Source organism: Salmonella sp. GDC200615 (genome assembly GCF_050574145.1).
Classification (GTDB): domain Bacteria; phylum Pseudomonadota; class Gammaproteobacteria; order Enterobacterales; family Enterobacteriaceae; genus Salmonella; species Salmonella enterica.
Window position 1 is genome coordinate 4,148,372 of record NZ_CP192247.1, and the last position, 18,133, is coordinate 4,166,504.

The 18,133-nt window shown below is 51.5% G+C and carries 13 protein-coding genes, 1 other RNA gene and 1 pseudogene; 5 read left to right on the plus strand and 10 right to left on the minus strand.

Annotated elements, in window-relative coordinates:
* Positions 1 to 165: 165 nt before the first annotated feature.
* From tdcG to garL, 10 genes and pseudogenes are all read right to left on the minus strand, one after another.
* Positions 166 to 1,529, minus strand: a pseudogene (gene tdcG, locus ACQ29O_RS20110) (L-serine ammonia-lyase).
* A 69-nt stretch (positions 1,530 to 1,598) separates the two neighbouring features.
* Positions 1,599 to 3,893: a formate C-acetyltransferase gene (gene pflB / locus ACQ29O_RS20115; RefSeq protein ID WP_000867321.1), complete on the minus strand. Its 2,295-nt coding sequence runs from the start codon at positions 3,891 to 3,893 to the stop codon at positions 1,599 to 1,601.
* A 33-nt stretch (positions 3,894 to 3,926) separates the two neighbouring features.
* Entirely contained in the window at positions 3,927 to 5,135 is a 1,209-nt protein-coding gene (tdcD, locus tag ACQ29O_RS20120; RefSeq protein ID WP_000343268.1) for a propionate kinase, read from the minus strand.
* Positions 5,136 to 5,201: 66 nt separating this feature from the next.
* Positions 5,202 to 6,533 carry a threonine/serine transporter TdcC gene (gene tdcC, locus ACQ29O_RS20125; protein WP_000108129.1) on the minus strand — a complete coding sequence of 444 codons (1,332 nt, stop codon included), beginning with the start codon at positions 6,531 to 6,533 and terminating at the stop codon, positions 5,202 to 5,204.
* A gap of 20 nt (positions 6,534 to 6,553) precedes the next feature.
* On the minus strand, positions 6,554 to 7,543 hold the full coding sequence (tdcB, locus tag ACQ29O_RS20130; protein WP_000548368.1) for a bifunctional threonine ammonia-lyase/L-serine ammonia-lyase TdcB: 990 nt from the start codon (positions 7,541 to 7,543) through the stop codon (positions 6,554 to 6,556).
* A gap of 97 nt (positions 7,544 to 7,640) precedes the next feature.
* Positions 7,641 to 8,579 (minus strand): transcriptional regulator TdcA, encoded by a 939-nt coding sequence (tdcA, locus tag ACQ29O_RS20135; RefSeq protein WP_001094907.1) that lies wholly within the window; start codon positions 8,577 to 8,579, stop codon positions 7,641 to 7,643.
* Between the two features lie 819 nt (positions 8,580 to 9,398).
* An RNA gene (rnpB, locus tag ACQ29O_RS20140) (RNase P RNA component class A) lies at positions 9,399 to 9,773 on the minus strand.
* Positions 9,774 to 9,805: 32 nt separating this feature from the next.
* Entirely contained in the window at positions 9,806 to 10,951 is a 1,146-nt protein-coding gene (gene garK / locus ACQ29O_RS20145; RefSeq protein ID WP_000706464.1) for a glycerate 2-kinase, read from the minus strand.
* 97 nt (positions 10,952 to 11,048) lie between these two features.
* Positions 11,049 to 11,939, minus strand: a complete 891-nt coding sequence (gene garR, locus ACQ29O_RS20150) for a 2-hydroxy-3-oxopropionate reductase (RefSeq protein ID WP_000178106.1) — start codon at positions 11,937 to 11,939, stop codon at positions 11,049 to 11,051.
* Between the two features lie 25 nt (positions 11,940 to 11,964).
* Entirely contained in the window at positions 11,965 to 12,735 is a 771-nt protein-coding gene (gene garL, locus ACQ29O_RS20155) for a 2-dehydro-3-deoxyglucarate aldolase (protein WP_001057715.1), read from the minus strand.
* A gap of 529 nt (positions 12,736 to 13,264) precedes the next feature.
* Between garL and garD the strand changes: the two genes are divergently transcribed.
* The 5 genes from garD (at position 13,265) to gatB (ending at position 18,133) form a co-directional block, all read left to right on the plus strand.
* Positions 13,265 to 14,836, plus strand: coding sequence for a galactarate dehydratase (gene garD, locus ACQ29O_RS20160; protein ID WP_001273726.1), 1,572 nt, complete (start codon positions 13,265 to 13,267; stop codon positions 14,834 to 14,836).
* Between the two features lie 257 nt (positions 14,837 to 15,093).
* On the plus strand, positions 15,094 to 15,948 hold the full coding sequence (locus tag ACQ29O_RS20165) for a tagatose bisphosphate family class II aldolase (protein WP_014341196.1): 855 nt from the start codon (positions 15,094 to 15,096) through the stop codon (positions 15,946 to 15,948).
* A 119-nt stretch (positions 15,949 to 16,067) separates the two neighbouring features.
* Positions 16,068 to 17,339 carry a tagatose-bisphosphate aldolase subunit GatZ gene (gene gatZ / locus ACQ29O_RS20170; protein WP_000658738.1) on the plus strand — a complete coding sequence of 424 codons (1,272 nt, stop codon included), beginning with the start codon at positions 16,068 to 16,070 and terminating at the stop codon, positions 17,337 to 17,339.
* 14 nt (positions 17,340 to 17,353) lie between these two features.
* Positions 17,354 to 17,818 carry a PTS galactitol transporter subunit IIA gene (gene gatA / locus ACQ29O_RS20175; protein WP_000080447.1) on the plus strand — a complete coding sequence of 155 codons (465 nt, stop codon included), beginning with the start codon at positions 17,354 to 17,356 and terminating at the stop codon, positions 17,816 to 17,818.
* A 30-nt stretch (positions 17,819 to 17,848) separates the two neighbouring features.
* Complete coding sequence (gene gatB, locus ACQ29O_RS20180) at positions 17,849 to 18,133, plus strand: PTS galactitol transporter subunit IIB (RefSeq protein WP_000824293.1); 285 nt, start codon at positions 17,849 to 17,851, stop codon at positions 18,131 to 18,133.

The window sequence follows — 18,133 nt, forward strand, 5'->3', positions numbered from 1 at the left end:
TTTACTATTTACTATTTACTATTTACTATTTACTATTTATTTAATATTGTTATTTTCTCTATTTGACGCGTATCACAACAAAAAAGGGCGCACGTTGGTGCGCCCTTTTCTCAGCTTCTGTCTTCTGCGTTATCCCATAGCCTGCTCACGCTGCGCCTGTCGGGCCTATCCACAAACGACTTTAATCGCCAGACCGCCGCGCGACGTCTCGCGATATTTGTCGTTCATGTCTTTACCCGTTTCGTACATGGTTTCGATCACTTTATCGAGCGAAACCCGCGGCTCAGAGGTACGGCGTAGCGCCATTCGCGCCGCATTCACCGCTTTAACGGCGTTAATCGCATTACGTTCAATACAAGGGATTTGTACCTGACCCGCCACCGGGTCACAGGTGAGGCCAAGGTTATGCTCCATCGCAATTTCCGCCGCAATACAGACCTGCGCAGGGCTGCCGCCCAGCAGTTCTGTCAGCCCCGCCGCCGCCATCGAACACGCGACGCCAACCTCACCCTGACACCCCACTTCCGCGCCGGATATCGAGGCGTTCATCTTGTACAGCATGCCAATCGCCCCCGACGACAGCAGATAGCGGGCGATAGAGTTGGCATTGACCGGGCGACGGAATTTGTCGTAATAGGCCAGCACCGCGGGAATAATGCCGCACGCGCCGTTGGTCGGCGCGGTGACCACTCGCCCGCCCGCCGCGTTCTCTTCGCTCACGGCCAGGGCGAACATGTTAATCCAGTCAATGACGTTCATCGGATCGCGGGAGAGATTATCGCTGGAGACCAGCAGACGCCGTAACGCTACCGCGCGGCGTGGAACGTTCAGCGGCCCCGGCAGCACGCCCTCAGTATTCATGCCACGTTCAATTCCGGTCGCCATCACCTGCCAGATGCGGGCAAAGCCAGCGTCAATCTGCTCTTTGCTCCGCAACGCCAGTTCATTTTGCATCATCAGGCCGGAAACCGAGAGCCCTGTCTTTCACACAGCGTCAACAGTTCGCTGGCGGAATGAAAATCATACGGCACCGATTTTTCTACGTCGTGCGACTGACCAAAACGCTCCTCTTCGACAATAAAGCCGCCGCCAATAGAGTAATACGTTTTGTGTAAAAGCGGCGCTTGTCCGTTCCAGGCGGTAATACGCATACCGTTTTCATGGCGCGCCAGGGTTTCAGCGTGAAAGAGAATACTGTCGGCGACGGGAAAATCCACCACATGCGCGCCACCCGCCACCGATAAACGGCTGCTGCGGGCAACCTCCTGGATAAACGCCGGAATGCTATCAATATTGACATCCTGCGGCGTATTGCCCGCCAGGCCCATAATGATGGCGGTATCGGTCGCGTGGCCTTTGCCCGTCAGCGATAGCGATCCGTAAAGATCAACCGTGATGCGCGTCGTTCGCGGCAGGTCGCCGCTGTCGATCAGCCGATCGATAAAACATTTTCCTGCATTCATTGGCCCTACGGTATGGGAGCTTGAAGGTCCAATGCCAATCTTAAAAATATCAAATGCGCTAATCATATCTCCCCCTAAGATTACCGTTCAGTGAAGATCCGTCGCGGGGCGATCCACACGATCGCCCCGTTCACGTTACATCGCCTGAGTAAAGGTGCGCGAAATAACGTCCTGTTGCTGCTCACGCGTCAGCGCATTGAAGCGCACGGCATAGCCGGAAACGCGGATCGTCAGGTTCGGGTAGTTTTCCGGATGTTCAATCGCATCCAGCAACATTTCACGGTTCATGACATTGACGTTCAGATGCTGCCCGCCTTCTACCTGTGCTTCATGATGGAAATAGCCGTCCAGCAGGCCGACAAGATTGGTTTTCCGCACCGCATCTTCTTTCCCGAGCGCCGCAGGCACAATCGAGAAGGTGTACGAAATACCGTCTTTGGCGTAGGTAAACGGCAGTTTCGCCACCGACGTCAGCGAGGCCACTGCCCCTTTGCGGTCACGACCATGCATCGGGTTCGCCCCCGGCGCGAACGGCGTTCCGGCGCGGCGTCCATCCGGCGTATTGCCGGTCTTCTGCCCGTACACGACGTTCGAGGTGATGGTCAAAATGGACTGCGTCGGCACCGCATTGCGATACGTCGGCAACACGCTAATTTTTTGCATAAAGCGTTTCACCAGGTCGCAGGCGATGCTGTCCACGCGCTCATCGTTGTTGCCGTACTGCGGATACTCGCCTTCAATAGCAAAGTCGATGGCAAGGCCATTTTCGTCGCGAATCGGCTTCACCTGAGCGTACCTGATGGCGGACAGGGAATCCGCCGCCACCGACAGTCCGGCGATGCCGCACGCCATCGTCCGATACACATCACGGTCGTGCAGCGCCATCAGCGAAGCTTCATAGCTGTACTTATCGTGCATGTAGTGAATGATGTTCAGCGCGCTAATGTACTGCACCGCCAGCCAGTCCATAAAGTGGTCGAGGCTCTCCATTACCGCGTCGTAATCCAGCACCTCATCCATTAATGGCGCGGTTTTCGGCCCGACCTGGATTTTCAGTTTCTCATCAACGCCGCCATTGATAGCGTACAGCAACGTTTTGGCAAGGTTGGCGCGCGCGCCGAAGAACTGCATCTGCTTACCGATGACCATCGGGCTGACGCAACAAGCGATGGCGTAATCGTCGCTGTTAAAGTCGGTACGCATTAAATCGTCGTTTTCATACTGCAAAGATGAGGTCACGATGGAGACCTGCGCAGCATATTTCTTGAATGCCACCGGCAACGCTTCTGACCACAGTATGGTCAGGTTCGGCTCCGGCGCTGGTCCCATCGTGTGCAGGGTATGCAGATAACGGAAGGAGTTTTTCGTCACCAGAGTGCGGCCATCGAGCCCCATCCCTCCAATAACTTCGGTGGCCCAGATCGGATCGCCGGAAAAGAGCGAATCAAATTCCGGCGTGCGCAGGAAGCGCACCATGCGGATCTTCATGATGAAATGGTCGATCAGCTCCTGCGCCTGCTGCTCTGTCAGAAGGCCCGCGTTGAAATCGCGCTCAATGTAGATATCAAGGAACGACGCGGTTCTTCCCAGCGACATTGCACCGCCATTTTGCGATTTTACCGCTGCCAGGTAGGCGAAGTAGAGCCACTGTACCGCTTCCTGCGCGTTCCGCGCCGGGCGGGAGATATCATAGCCGTATTTCGCCGCCATCTCCTGCATTTGCAGCAGCGCGCGACGGTGCTCCGCCAACTCCTCACGCAGGCGAATCGTCGCCTCAAGATTCTGTCCCTGCTCCAGATTCGACTGCAGGTCGGCGAATTGCAGCTCGCGTTCGCGTACCAGATAACGGATGCCATACAGCGCGACGCGACGATAATCGCCAATAATGCGCCCGCGACCATAACCATCCGGCAAACCGGTTAATACGCCGGATTTACGGCAGCGCAGCATATCCGGCGAGTAAACATCGAATACGCCCTGATTATGGGTTTTCCGCAGGTCGGTAAAGGTATATTCAAAATCGGCGTCCATTTCGCGGCCATAGGCGTGGAATGAACTTTTGATCATGTTAACACCGCCAAACGGATGCAAAGCGCGTTTAAGCGGCTTATCCGTTTGTAAACCGACGATTTTTTCCAGCTCTTTTTCAATATACCCCGCATCGTGCGCGGTAATCGTCGTCGCGATGTTGGTATCGAAATCCACCGGCGCATGGGTCGCGTTCTCGATACGTATTCCCGCCATCACCTTTTCCCACAGCGCCGTGGTCGCTGGCGTCGCGTCGGCGAGAAAAGATTCATCCCCCTCATAGGGCGTATAGTTATGCTGAATAAAATCACGGACATTAATTTCTTCTTTCCAGTCCGTACCTTTAAAATCACGCCATGCTTCGGCATACAGCATATCGCTGGTATCGATATTTACCTTCATGAAAAATAATCTCTCTACAGAACAGCCGTTAAGTTATGCAAATTCCACTGGTGCTTCCACGTTGCCTAAATGAATGGCATCAAGGGCAATCATTTTCTCTTCATTCGTGGGAATAACAGCGCAAATAACCTGAGAAGGGTTAGCGGAAATAATGCGCTCGCCGTGAGAATTCGGCTGCTTATTCATTTCAACGTCTAACGTAAGCCCCAGTACTCCCAAATGTTCAATGACCAACTGGCGAATTAATACTGAATTTTCACCAATACCGCCGGTAAAAATAATGCCATCCAGCCGATGTAACGATGCCGCGTGTCCGGCAATATGACGGGCGATACGGTGGACAAACGTTTTTATCGCTAACCGGGCGCGCTCATGTCCTTCGTGCCAGGCTTTTTCCAGGACTCTAAGGTCGGATGACAACCCGGAGATGCCGAGCAAACCGGACTCTTTATTCACCACTCGCTCCAGATCGCTCAACGTCTGCCCGGTTTCTTTGGCTATCCACGCCATCGCGCCGAAATCAACGTCGCCACTGCGAGTGCCCATCATCAGCCCCTCAAGCGGCGTCATCCCCATTGAGGTATCCACGCTCTGACCATTGCGTACCGCGCAGATAGACGCCCCATTGCCCAGATGCGCGACAATCAGACCCGAGTTTTTTTCATCGAGGTCAAGCAGTTCATACGCGCGCCGCGAAACATAGCGATGCGACGTACCGTGAAAGCCGTAGCGACGCACACCCAGGCTGGAAAAATATTCCCACGGCAATCCGTACAAATAGGCTTCCGGCGCCAGCGTCTGGTGGAAACTGGTATCAAATACCGCCACCTGACGCACGGCCGGGAAAAGGTGCCGCGCCGCGTCAATGCCGCTTAAATTAGCGTAATTATGCAGCGGCGCTAAAGGTGATACCCGACGAATATTATCGATAATCTCATCGGTAATAATGACGGACTGCGTAAATAGCTCTCCACCGTGCGCGATACGGTGACCAATTAATGCCACGCTATCCGTTAAATCACGTTTTTCCAGCTCAAAGGCAATGGCTTTTAACGCGTCCTCATAATTAGAGTGCGAGAGGTTTATCGGCTTATCGCCATTAATAGATAAAAAGGCGTTTTCAGTATTCATTCCATCTGCTATTCCCGCCATTAAAACATCACAGGTAGCGAAATCCAGTACAGAGAATTTGATAGAAGATGATCCGCAATTAATGACCAGAACGACCGGAAATTCATCCATGTAGTGCCTCCGTCGATGTCAGCCTGCGTCCACTCCCTGGGGCGGAACGCAGGCTAAACGTGAGGATTAGAACAATTTGTAGACAATATTCAGGATGGTCAGCAGACCAATCAGGGTGACGAACACGTTATCCAGACGACCACGGTACTTCGCCAGCGACGGCGCTTTACGAATGGCGTACATCGGCAGCAGGCATAACAGCGAGGCGATAATCGGCGCGCCCATCGCTTCAATCAGGTCCAGAATGTTCGGGTTTGCGTAAGCTACGACCCAGGTAGACCCCATAATGAAGATCATGCTGATGGTGTTAAGCTTGCCCATAGAGACTTTGGTTTTATCGCCTTTATAACCGAATTTCAGCACCAGGCCGTTCAGCCCTTCCAGCGTCCCCAGGTAGTGACCGAAGAAAGATTTGAAAATAGCAACCAGCGCGATGATAGACGCGCCATACTCCAGCACCGTTGCAAAAGTAGATTTTGTCCCCGACAAAGAGGCGAAATGGTTAGCCAGGTAGGAAAGTACCGGAATGTTCTGCGCTTTCGCATCCGCCATGTTCTGCGGGGAGAGCGTAAACAGACAGCTAAAGGCGAAGAACATCACCACGGCGACCATCAGCATACTGGCGCGCGAGATGATCTGTGAACATTTACGCTCGGTAAATTCGCGGCCAAACTCTTTCTCATACTCTTCACGCTTAGACACCACGAAGGAAGAGACGATGGGCGAAAAGTTAAAGGAGAACACCATGATAGAGATGCCCAGCCACACCGTAACCAGTATGCCATCGTGCCCAGTCAGCGCGATATTACTGAGATCAACCTGATCGATAACCGCCGAGTTCCAGTAAGGAATCAGCGATAATGAGATTAGCACCAGACTGGCGATAAACGGCCATACCAGGTAACTCATCACCTTAACCATCAGATCTTTACCAAACCAGATCACAAAGGCCATCAGCAGCAGCAAGAACAGCGCCACGAAACCGCGATTCAACGCTGGCATCTGCAACTGGTTTTCCCAAAACGTCATGAACGTGTTAGTGATGGTGACGCCATAAATCCACAGCAGCGGACAAATCGCAAAGAAGTAAAGGAACGTGATAACTACCCCGCCCGTTTTACCAAAGTGCTCTTCGACCGTTTCCGTAATATTGCCGGACGGATTAGATCCGGATAAACACAGACGCGCCAGCGCCCGGTGACAATAGAACGCAATGGGGTAAGCTAAAACCAGCATCAGCAGAATGGGGATAAGCCCGCCAAACCCGGCGCGGATAGGGAAAAACAGCACCCCGGCGCCGATGGCGGTACCAAATAAACCCAGCGTCCACGTCGTGTCCGATTTACGCCATGACGACTGTTTTGCCTGGCTGGATACAATGCTATCAGTAGTACTCATATCCTATCCTCACGAAAAGATTAAGCGTCAACTAAACCCGTAATTTGTGATACCCGAGAAAGATCGATATTGCCGCCAGAAATAATACTGACCGTTTTTCTGTTCTGAATATGGCTATCTAATTTCCCACTTAATAGTGCGGCGCAAGCCAGAGCGCCAGCGCCTTCAGTAATAACCTTATTGCGCTGAATTAAAGCGATCATGCTGTTACGAATTTCATCTTCGCTAACCAGGACAATGTCATCGACTAACTCACGAACGATTTCATAGGTTAAATTACCCGGGCGGGAGACATCACAACCATCCGCCAGGGTGCCGGTCGTTCGGTGCGTGGTTATTTCGCCAGCGTAATAAGACGCCGCCATACCGTGAACATTTTCGGCCTGTACGCCGATAACTTTAATGGTCGGGTTAATCGATTTAATCGCAATGGCAATACCTGCAATTAAACCGCCGCCGCCAATAGGCACGATGACATTATCGACATCGTACAGATCTTCCATAATTTCCAGACCAATAGTGCCCTGTCCGGCAATGACTTTTGGATCGTCGTAAGGCGGAATAAAAATGCGGCCTTCGGTTTCGACAATTTCACTCACCTTAGCGATGGTGTCATTGAAGTTGTCACCGTGGAGCACCACTTCCGCCGAATAATCACAGGTGGCCGCCACTTTTGACTTTGGCGCGCCCTTCGGCATCACGACTTTGCCGTCAATACCCAGCATTGCGCAAGAAAGAGAAACGCCCTGTGCATGATTACCTGCGGAACAGGCCACGACGCCTTTACGTTTTTCCGCCTCCGTTAACGAGCTAAGTTTGTTAAAAGCGCCACGAATTTTAAATGAACCCGTACGCTGCATATTTTCAAACTTGAGAAATATTTCGCCTTTGCAACGTTCACTAAAATAGTTAGAGCGAGGCATTCCCGTTTTATATATCTTCCCCGCCAGTCTTTTTTTCGCTTCGAGGATATCTTCAATTGCAACCGGGAGATCGTATGTAATGTGCATTATAACCTCTTAACCTGGGTATTAAAAATAAGTTACCGTTGCCCACTGTTCAAAAGAAACAGGTGACGTCAATTTCGCTAAATATGTTTATTCCATATCATTCAATTTCTATTAACTGCCTGCGTCTGCATCCATTATATGATGAATATTGTTTAGCCAATTCTACTAATACTGAAGCGGCTTTTTTGATACGATAATTTTTAGACCATACCGCCGCATAACGTGCGACGGGTAACGTGTCTTTTATGGGTATCGTGATAAATTGATTAGAGCCAAAAGGCGTGGTCATATCGCAGGGAATAACAGTTAAGAAATCAGCATTGAGAACAAGATTATATATTGTGACAACGGAATCTGTTTTAACAATGTTTTCGATGCTGATGCCATTTCGTTGTAGAGTGGTGAGTAATTCGCTGTAGTAGCCCATATTCGTTTGCGGCAACACCCACTGTTCGTCCTTTAACGATTCCAGTGTGATGGTGCCGGTGCATGTTCGGGACTTGCTGGCTACCAGGACAAACTCTGATTCAAACAGCGGCTCGACATGCAGATCCTGTAGTTGCATTTCATTACTGAGCGTACCGATAGCAAAGTCCAGCCGCCCGTCGCGCAGGGCCGGCAGGAATGAAGAGAGCTGGGCTTCGTACATGGATACCTGCGCTTTTGGAAATACCTCTTTGAACTTATGAATCATATCGGACATGAAGGTAAAGCCAATCAGCGAAGGAAAACCAAACGAGACGTCGACAACGGTATTGCACGTCATACTGTTCATCTCGTTGATCATGTTTTTCATTTCGCGGGTGATAGATTCAGACCAGGAAAGCAGTACCTGTCCCGCTTCGGTCAACGTAACGCCGGTATTTTTGCGTACAATTAGCTCAACGCCAAAATAGGCCTCAACATCGCTAATGATTTTACTGACGGCGGGTTGGGTTAACCCTAACGATTTTGCGGCAGAACCGATAGAACCACTTCTAATGACTTCCTGAAAGACCACCAAATGCTGTGTTTTAGGGAGAACAAGAGTATTCATATCTACCGCTCTGAAATAACATTGTGAACGGCAGGAAGTGTAGCAAATTAAATCTTAAAGGTTATGTGCGACCACTCACAAATTAACTTACCGCAATTTTTACATGGTCTTTATTAAATAAAGAAAACCTATTACTTCAATTAGTTACAAAAATAAAACAGCAACTTAGCCTGATTTCAATCAAAAAATAGGGTCGGGATAACGATATATTATGGCGATAACCAGCCTATTTTATCTCCTATTTTCGACATCCCATGAAGACGATATTTCAATCAATTACGGGACATTTTATCGGCAATTCCAGCGTTAAATTTAAAGCGTAATTTCTCAAATTTAAGTATAAACCGAAGGTAAATGCGCTTAAAAACCGTTACGCGTCACATTTTTTTACCTTATTTGTTTGTAAAGAAACATTTAATAAAATTTTAACCAAAATATTTCATACATTTAATTTTCATTTACAACAAATAATTTACACCGCTTTCTTGCTGTTTTTCGGGATGTAATTTTGTGAAAGAAATCGATTGCTTTTCACTTCAACTAAAAAGAGCGCAATCCATAGCGTTTTGTGTTTCTCATCACAAAAACGAATAATATTATGTCACCACGGCTGTCAATTAATTGCCGGATAGTGACGCTGGCGTCTTCTGCAACCTCTATACCCTTCACCGGCCAGATAAGCAAAAACCCGCCGAAGCGGGTTTTATGAAGAGATGAAACTGACCGATAAGCCGCTTTCTTTTGGGTATAGCGTCGTGGACAGTCATTCATCCTGCCGCCCTGTAAAAGCAAAAACCCGCCGAAGCGGGTTTTATGAAGAGGTGAAACTGACCGATAAGCCGGGTTCTGTCGTGGACAGTCATTCATCTAGGCCAGCAATCGCTCACTGGCTCAAGCAGCCTACCCGGGTTCAGTACGGGCCGTACCTTATGAACCCCTATTTGGCCTTGCTCCGGGTGGAGTTTACCGTGCCACGGACTGTTACCAGCCGCGCGGTGCGCTCTTACCGCACCCTTTCACCCTTACCTGATCCCACTTGCGTGGGCCATCGGCGGTTTGCTCTCTGTTGCACTGGTCGTAGGTTTCCCCCCCAGGCGTTACCTGGCACCCTGCCCTATGGAGCCCGGACTTTCCTCCCCTCCGCCCGTCTCCCCGAAAGGACGACGACGAAGCGGCGACTGTCTGGTCAGCTTCGGCGCGCAGTATAGAGGGTTCACGCGACTTTGTCACCCTGCGCTGCGCATTCCTATCGCCAGAGCGGCAGCAACATTTCTGGATGCCCGATAAATATTGTCAAAAGCGCCCCGAAAAGCCTCCTCCAGCGTCACGATGCGCGTGAGTACGCTAAAGACAGCGTCGATGCCATAATGATGCACTATCCCTACATCGTGCGTCAGGCTGCCGGCAATGCCAATCACTGGCTTATGATATTTTTTCGCCACATTCGCGACGCCAATCGGCACTTTACCGCGAATACTTTGGCTATCAATCCGCCCTTCTCCCGTCACCACCAGCGTACAGTCGTGGATATGCTCCTCCAGGTTCAGTGCCGCCGTGACAATTTCGATCCCGCTGCGTAATTCCGCACCGAGAAAAGCCATTAACGCCGCCCCCATACCGCCTGCCGCGCCTGCGCCGGGCGCCGCCTTTACGTCGACATTCAGCGATTTTTTTATGATGTCGGCATAGTGAGCAAGATTTCTGTCCAGCTCAACAATGTTCTCTTCGGTCGCGCCTTTCTGCGGCCCAAAAATTCGTGATGCGCCGTTGTCGCCGATCAGAGGATTAGATACATCGCATGCGACACGAATCGCGCAGAGTTTTAAACGGGGATCGAGCTCTGAAATATCAATGTCGCTTAGACAATGAAGGCTTCCGCCACCGTAACCGATATCCGCGCCGTTTGCATCGCGCAGTTTTGCGCCTAACGCCTGCATCATCCCTGCGCCGCCGTCATTTGTCGCGCTGCCGCCAATGCCGATAATGATATTGCTTGCGCCGCTTTCCAGCGCCTGCAATATCAGCTCCCCCGTTCCCCGCGAGGTAGTAATCAAAGGGTTGCGTTTTTCTGGTGGAACCAGCGCCAGTCCGCTGGCCGCCGCCATTTCAATAAACGCGGTTTTACCATCCCCGGACATTCCCCAGCAGGCTTTCACTTTTTCACCCAACGGCCCGGTCACCCATGCGGTGCGTTCAACGCCCTGCGTCGCGGCAATCATGGCTTCGACCGTTCCTTCGCCGCCATCGGCAACCGGAACAGAGACATATTGCGCATCGGGGAAAATTTCCCGAAATCCTTTTTCTATCGCCTGCGCTACCTCGGCGGCAGAAAGGCTTTCTTTGTAGGAGTCGGGGGCAATTACGATTTTCATAGTGGTAGCCTGTTACTGCACAACGCCGGATGGCGTTTCACTTATCCAGCCTGAAATTCAGGCCCGGATCGCTACACGCCATCCGGGCACAACGTCGTTAGCGAGTGACTTCCACTTTCGCCAGTTTTTCGTAGTAGCACGCCAGCGCGCTATGGTCGTCATTACCGTGTCCATCCGCGCGTAATGCCTGCATCATTTCCATAACGGCGGCGGTCAGCGGGAGCTGCGCGCCAACGCCGTGGGAGGTATCCAGCGCATTCGCCAGATCTTTAATGTGCAGATCGATACGGAAACCTGGCTTAAAGTTTCTGTCCATGACCATCGGCGCTTTCGCATCCAGTACCGTGCTGCCAGCCAGACCGCCGCGAATCGCCTGATAGACCAGATCCGGGTTGACGCCCGCTTTAGTCGCCAGCGTCAGCGCTTCAGACATGGCGGCGATATTCAACGCCACGATCACCTGGTTAGCCAGTTTTGTGACGTTGCCTGCGCCGATATCGCCAGTATGCACCACGGAACCCGCCATCGCTTTCATCAGGTCGTAGTACTTGTCGAAAATGGCTTTATCGCCCCCCACCATCACCGACAACGTGCCATCAATCGCCTTCGGCTCGCCGCCGCTGACCGGCGCATCCAACATCTCAACTCCCTTCGCCTTCAGCGCATCGCTGATTTCACGGCTTGCCAGCGGCGCGATAGAACTCATATCAATCAATACGGTTCCCGGCTTCGCGCCTTCGATGATACCGTTCTCGCCCAGCGCAACCTCTTTCACATGCGGAGAGTTAGGCAGCATCGTGATGATGACGTCACACTGTTCAGCGATCGCCTTCGCCGTAGAGGCCGTTTCCGCGCCTGCGGCAATGACGTCGGCAATCGCTTCAGGATTACGATCGGACACCACCAGCGAATACCCTGCTTTCAGTAAGTTTTTGCTCATGGGCTTACCCATGATGCCTAAGCCAATAAAGCCAACTTTCATCGTCATAGCGTTCTCTCTTTCCATACCAGGATTATTTTTTAAAGGTGTCGGCAAGCTTCTGCGTGCTGGCGCGGAATGCGCCTAAATCGCTGCCAACGGCGACAAAGGTCGCGCCCCATTCCAGATAACGGCGGGCATCCGCCTCTACCGGCGCCAGAATGCCGCACGGTTTACCGTGCGCTTTAGCGCGGGCGAAAATATGTTGAATCGTCTGCTGCACGTCAGGGTGAGAAGCATTGCCGAGATGACCCAGCGCGGCGGCCAAATCGCTTGGGCCGACAAAAATGCCATCAACGCCTTCCGTTGCGGCGATGGCATCAACATTGTCGACACCCAACTGGCTTTCGATTTGAACAATAATGGTGATGTTTTTGTTCGACTGCGCAAAGTAATCAGGCACCGTACCGAACATATTCGCGCGGTGAGAAACGGAGACGCCGCGAATGCCTTCCGGCGGGTAACGCGTCGAGGCGACGGCGCGAGCCGCTTCCTCTTGCGTTTCAACAAAGGGGATCAGGAAATTATAAAACCCAATATCCAGCATCCGTTTGATAATGACCGGTTCATTGGTTGGCACACGTACCACAGGCGCGCTGGCGCTGCCTTTCAATGCCATTAACTGCGGAATTAAGGTGGTCACATCGTTCGGCGCATGTTCGCCATCCAGCACCAGCCAGTCAAATCCCGCCAGACCGAGAACTTCGGTGGTGATTGGGCTTGCCAGTGCAGACCAGCAGCCAATCTGTACCTGTTGCGCCGCCAGCGCCGCTTTAAACTTATTCGGGAAAATAGCGTTATTCATCGCTTATACCTTCGCTTATTTCTTTAATTCTCTACATGTGATGCCGCCACCATAACTTATAGCAACGACAATAAAATGCTTATCTGAAATCAGAATGGGTCTCCGCATTCTATTTCTAATATGGTACACATCCTGTAGCACAATATACCGTTCTGATATCTTTATCGTCTTTTATTATTATCATGGTATTTTCAAATAACTCGTCAGATACACTGAATTCGCCATTCAGTATAAACAGCCTATGGCGGATAATCATTGTGCAAACGCTCATTAAAAAGGGATTATTTAACGCTTATTTTTGAGCATACGCCCATGATACTGGGCGCTAATGCACACATTTACGCTTTACCCGGCCTACATAAAAAATTTCATAATTTGCGGTGATCTGGATCACATTCTTATATTTATACTCCTGTCATTCTTATTTCATTATGCATGAACTTTATTTCTTATATTGAGATTTAACGATTTAACCATAACCAAAATAGATAATCCTATTTCTATCATCCAGGCTGGAGAATGTTGAACAATGGCCAATATCGAAATTCGCCAGGAATCGCCATCGGCGTTTTATATAAAAGTACATGAAACCGATAATGTCGCAATTATTGTTAATGACCACGGTCTTAAAGCCGGAACACGTTTTCCGGATGGCCTGGAACTGACTGAACATATTCCGCAAGGCCATAAAGTTGCTCTGACGGATATCCCCGCTCACGGCGAAATCATCCGTTATGGCGAAGTCATCGGTTATGCGGTACGCGACATCCCGCGCGGAAGCTGGATCGACGAGTCGCTGGTTGAACTGCCAAAAGCGCCGCCGCTGAATACGCTACCGCTGGCGACCAAAGTACCGGAACCGCTGCCGCCGCTGGAAGGCTATACGTTTGAGGGCTATCGTAACGCCGATGGCAGCGTCGGCACCAAAAATCTGCTTGGCATTACCACCAGCGTGCACTGTGTGGCGGGCGTGGTCGATTATGTGGTGAAAGTGATTGAGCGCGATCTCCTGCCCAAATACCCGAATGTCGATGGCGTTGTAGGGCTAAACCATCTGTACGGCTGCGGCGTGGCAATCAACGCGCCGGCGGCGGTCGTGCCGATTCGCACGATTCATAATATCGCGCTCAACCCCAATTTTGGCGGCGAAGTGATGGTGATTGGCCTCGGTTGCGAAAAACTGCAGCCGGAACGGCTGCTGGAAGGCACCGAGGATGTTCCCGCCATAGCCGTTAAAAGCGCCAGTATTGTGCGTTTACAGGACGAGCAGCATGTCGGCTTTAAATCAATGGTCGACGATATTTTGCGGGTCGCCGAACGCCATCTGACGAAACTGAACCAGCGCCAGCGCGAAACCTGCCCGGCCTCCGAGCTGGTCGTCGGGATGCAGTGTGGCGGCAGCGATGCGTTTTCTGGCGTCACGGCAAACCCGGCGGTGGGTTATGCTTCCGATCTGCTGGTACGCTGCGGCGCGACCGTCATGTTCTCGGAGGTCACCGAAGTGCGCGATGCCATTCATCTTCTGACGCCGCGCGCCATCAACGAAGCCGTGGGTAAACGCCTGCTGGATGAAATGGCCTGGTACGATAACTATCTTGATATGGGGAAAACCGATCGCAGCGCTAACCCGTCCCCTGGCAACAAAAAAGGCGGCCTGGCGAACGTCGTGGAAAAAGCGTTGGGCTCTATCGCTAAATCGGGTAAGAGCGCCATTGTCGAAGTATTATCGCCGGGCCAGCGCCCCACCAAACGCGGCCTGATTTACGCCGCGACGCCCGCCAGCGATTTCGTCTGCGGCACGCAGCAGGTCGCTTCCGGCATTACCGTACAGGTCTTTACCACCGGACGCGGCACGCCGTACGGGCTGATGGCGGTGCCGGTCATTAAAATGGCGACGCGTACCGAGCTGGCGAACCGCTGGTATGACTTAATGGATATCAATGCAGGCACCATCGCCACGGGTGAAGAGACAATCGAAGATGTGGGCTGGAAGCTATTTCACTTTATTCTCGATGTCGCCAGCGGCCGGAAAAAGACTTTCTCAGATCAATGGGGATTGCATAACCAGCTGGCAGTGTTTAACCCCGCACCTGTGACCTGATCCAGTCAGTACCCTTCTCCGACCAGGGTATAACCGCATAATCTGTAGACCGGGTAAGCGCCAGCGCTACCCGGTATTTTTTCGCCCTTAGTCTGTAGCCTGAAGTATGTCTGCCCGACATGCTTTTTTTACTCCTGACTTTCGATAACCTCCATTTTATTTCGAAACTTTCATTTATCAGATCAAAATCACAAAAAAACATTCCGAAAGCCTATAAATTCTTTAAAAGAAAACAAACGAAAGATTTCGGAGGAAGGATGTTTATCATTTCAGGCAGAACAATGCTAAAGAAGGCGCAGCAGGAAGGCTATGCTGTGCCGGCGTTTAACATCCACAACCTGGAGACATTGCAAGTGGTGGTGGAAACCGCCGCAGAATTGCGCTCTCCGCTGATTGTCGCCGGTACGCCAGGCACCTTTAGCTACGCAGGCGTCGGTAATATCGTGGCCATCGCCGCAGAACTGGCGAAAAGCTGGAACCATCCTCTCGCGGTACATCTCGATCATCATGAAAAACTGGCCGACATCAAAATGAAAGTCGCCGCCGGGGTACGCTCGGTCATGATCGACGGGTCGCATTTCCCCTTTGCCGACAATATTGCGCTGGTGAAAAGTGTGGTTGATTACTGTCATCGCTACGATGTCAGCGTTGAAGCTGAACTTGGGCGTCTCGGCGGGCAGGAAGACGATCTTATCGTTGACGGTAAAGATGCGCTTTATACCCATCCGGAACAGGCCCGGGAATTTGTAGAAAAAACGGGTATCGACTCGTCAGCCATTGCTATCGGCACCGCTCACGGCCTCTACACCGCTGAACCAAAACTTGATTTTGAACGACTGACGGAAATTCGTCAGCGGGTTGATGTCCCCTTAGTCCTTCACGGCGCCTCTGGCCTGCCGACCCGCGATATTACCCGCGCTATTTCGCTGGGCATCTGCAAAGTTAACGTCGCGACCGAGCTTAAAATCGCCTTTTCCGGCGCGCTTAAAAACTATTTAACGCAACACGCAGAGGCCAGCGATCCCCGCCATTACATGATCCCGGCGAAAGCGGCCATGAAAGAGGTTGTACGTAAAGTGATTGCCGACTGCGGTTGTGAAGGGAAGCTCTAAAGCCCCCGGATTTAGCACGGCAAAGGGCGTTTTCATAGCTGGATCACGAAAGCCATTATTATCCTTTGCCTTCAAACCAAAAATATTATGAAGATAAACAAAAGATATCGGAGCCAGAAGTGAAAGAAATAATTTCTCGTCACAAAGCAGGGGAACAGATAGGGATCTGTTCCGTATGTTCAGCACACCCGCTGGTGATTGAATCCGCATTACGTTTTGACCTGAATAGCGGGAACAAAGTTCTGATCGAGGCGACCTCTAACCAGGTTAATCAGTTTGGCGGTTATACCGGCATGAAACCGGCTGACTTTCGTGATTTTGTCTATGGCATCGCCCAGGAAGTGGGTTTTCCACGCGAACGGCTTATTTTAGGCGGCGATCACCTGGGACCTAACTGCTGGCAAAACGAACCTGCGGATACGGCGATGGAAAAATCCGTCGAACTCATTAAGGCTTACGTCGCTGCCGGGTTTAGCAAAATCCATCTTGATGCCTCTATGTCCTGCGCTGACGACCCGACGCCGCTGGACCCAATGGTTGTCGCTAAACGCGCCGCCTTGCTTTGCCAGGCAGCGGAAACGACGGCGACCGACGAACAAAAACGCCATTTAACCTATGTTATCGGCACTGAAGTTCCGGTTCCGGGCGGGGAAGCCAGCGCCATTAACGCCGTGCATGTTACCCGCGAACAGGATGCGGCCCGCACGCTGCAAACGCATCAGGCTGCTTTTCGCGCCCTGGGGCTGGATGAGGCATTGAACCGGGTTATCGCGATTGTCGTACAGCCGGGCGTTGAATTTGATCATACCCAGATTATTCATTATCAGCCGCAGGCGGCACAGGCGCTCTCCGCATGGATAAAAGAAACGCCGATGGTCTATGAAGCGCATTCGACTGATTATCAGACGCGACAGGCCTACCGTGCGCTGGTACGCGATCATTACGCCATTCTGAAGGTCGGCCCGGCGCTCACTTTCGCGCTGCGCGAAGCCATTTTCGCACTTGCGCAAATGGAAAACGAGCTGATCTCCCCGGAACAACGTAGTCGGGTACTGGAGGTCATTGATGAAGTTATGCTAAACGAACCGGGCTACTGGAAAAAATACTACCGTCCAACCTGGAGCCAGGCGATGGTCGACATCCACTTTAGTTTGTCTGACCGTATTCGCTATTACTGGCCGCACCCGCGTATTCGTCAAAGCGTAGAGAAGTTAATCGCCAATCTGAACAACGTCACATTGCCGCTGGGATTAATTAGCCAGTTTATGCCCGTACAGTTTGAACGCCTGTCTGAGGGCGTGCTCACCCCTACGCCGCATAACCTGATTATTGACAAAATTCAGGATGTTCTGCGCGCTTATCGCTTCGGTTGCACGCCGGATGTCGCCTGAATAATGGAGAATTTATGAGCCAACTATTTGTCCGAACCGGAATCACATTCGACTCGAGCCAACAGGCGCTGGTGCACATTGGCAAAGAGATGCTGGCGAAAGGCGTGGTACATGATAGTTATCCGCAGGCGCTGGTGGAACGTGAAGCGTCTTTTCCTACCGGCATTGCGCTGGAGCGTCACGCCGTCGCTATCCCTCATTGCGAGGCGGTTCATGCGAAATCACCCGCTATCTATCTGATTCGTCCAGATAAGCCGGTCATGTTTCAACAGGCGGATGATGACGAAGAGATTGCCGTTTCGTTAATCATCGCCTTAATCGTTGAAAACCCGGCGGCACAGCTAAAACTTCTGCGCCGCCTGTTTAGTGAGCTACAGAACCCGAGCACCCTCGATGCCCTGTTAAGCGCGCCGGATGCCGAACTGGCGATACGCTTTCAGGAAACCATCCTTGAGCCTGAGCAGTGCGTCCAGGTTTGATAATAAATTGATAATAATGAGGAATACCCTATGAAACGTAAAGTAATTGTGGCCTGTGGCGGTGCGGTTGCAACCTCAACGATGGCTGCGGAAGAAATTAAAGAGCTATGTGATGCCAACCATATTGAGCTCGACTTAGTGCAATGCCGGGTCACCGAAATCGAAACCTATATGGACGGCGCCGATCTTATCTGTACCACTGCCAGGGTCGATCGCGCCTTTGGCGATATTCCCGTCGTTCACGGTATGCCTTTTGTTTCCGGCGTTGGTATTGAAGCATTACAGCAAAAAATTCTGTCCATTCTCATGGGGTAA

Coding starts and splice junctions, on each gene's coding strand:
- ACQ29O_RS20165 (WP_014341196.1), top strand. CDS start 15,094: ATGTTTATCATTTCAGGCAGAACAATGCTAAAGAAGGCGCAGCAGGAA.
- garD (WP_001273726.1), top strand. CDS start 13,265: ATGGCCAATATCGAAATTCGCCAGGAATCGCCATCGGCGTTTTATATA.
- garK (WP_000706464.1), bottom strand. CDS start 10,951: ATGAAAATCGTAATTGCCCCCGACTCCTACAAAGAAAGCCTTTCTGCC.
- tdcC (WP_000108129.1), bottom strand. CDS start 6,533: ATGAGTACTACTGATAGCATTGTATCCAGCCAGGCAAAACAGTCGTCA.
- tdcD (WP_000343268.1), bottom strand. CDS start 5,135: ATGGATGAATTTCCGGTCGTTCTGGTCATTAATTGCGGATCATCTTCT.
- garR (WP_000178106.1), bottom strand. CDS start 11,939: ATGACGATGAAAGTTGGCTTTATTGGCTTAGGCATCATGGGTAAGCCC.
- garL (WP_001057715.1), bottom strand. CDS start 12,735: ATGAATAACGCTATTTTCCCGAATAAGTTTAAAGCGGCGCTGGCGGCG.
- gatA (WP_000080447.1), top strand. CDS start 17,354: ATGAGCCAACTATTTGTCCGAACCGGAATCACATTCGACTCGAGCCAA.
- tdcB (WP_000548368.1), bottom strand. CDS start 7,543: ATGCACATTACATACGATCTCCCGGTTGCAATTGAAGATATCCTCGAA.
- gatB (WP_000824293.1), top strand. CDS start 17,849: ATGAAACGTAAAGTAATTGTGGCCTGTGGCGGTGCGGTTGCAACCTCA.
- pflB (WP_000867321.1), bottom strand. CDS start 3,893: ATGAAGGTAAATATCGATACCAGCGATATGCTGTATGCCGAAGCATGG.
- tdcA (WP_001094907.1), bottom strand. CDS start 8,579: ATGAATACTCTTGTTCTCCCTAAAACACAGCATTTGGTGGTCTTTCAG.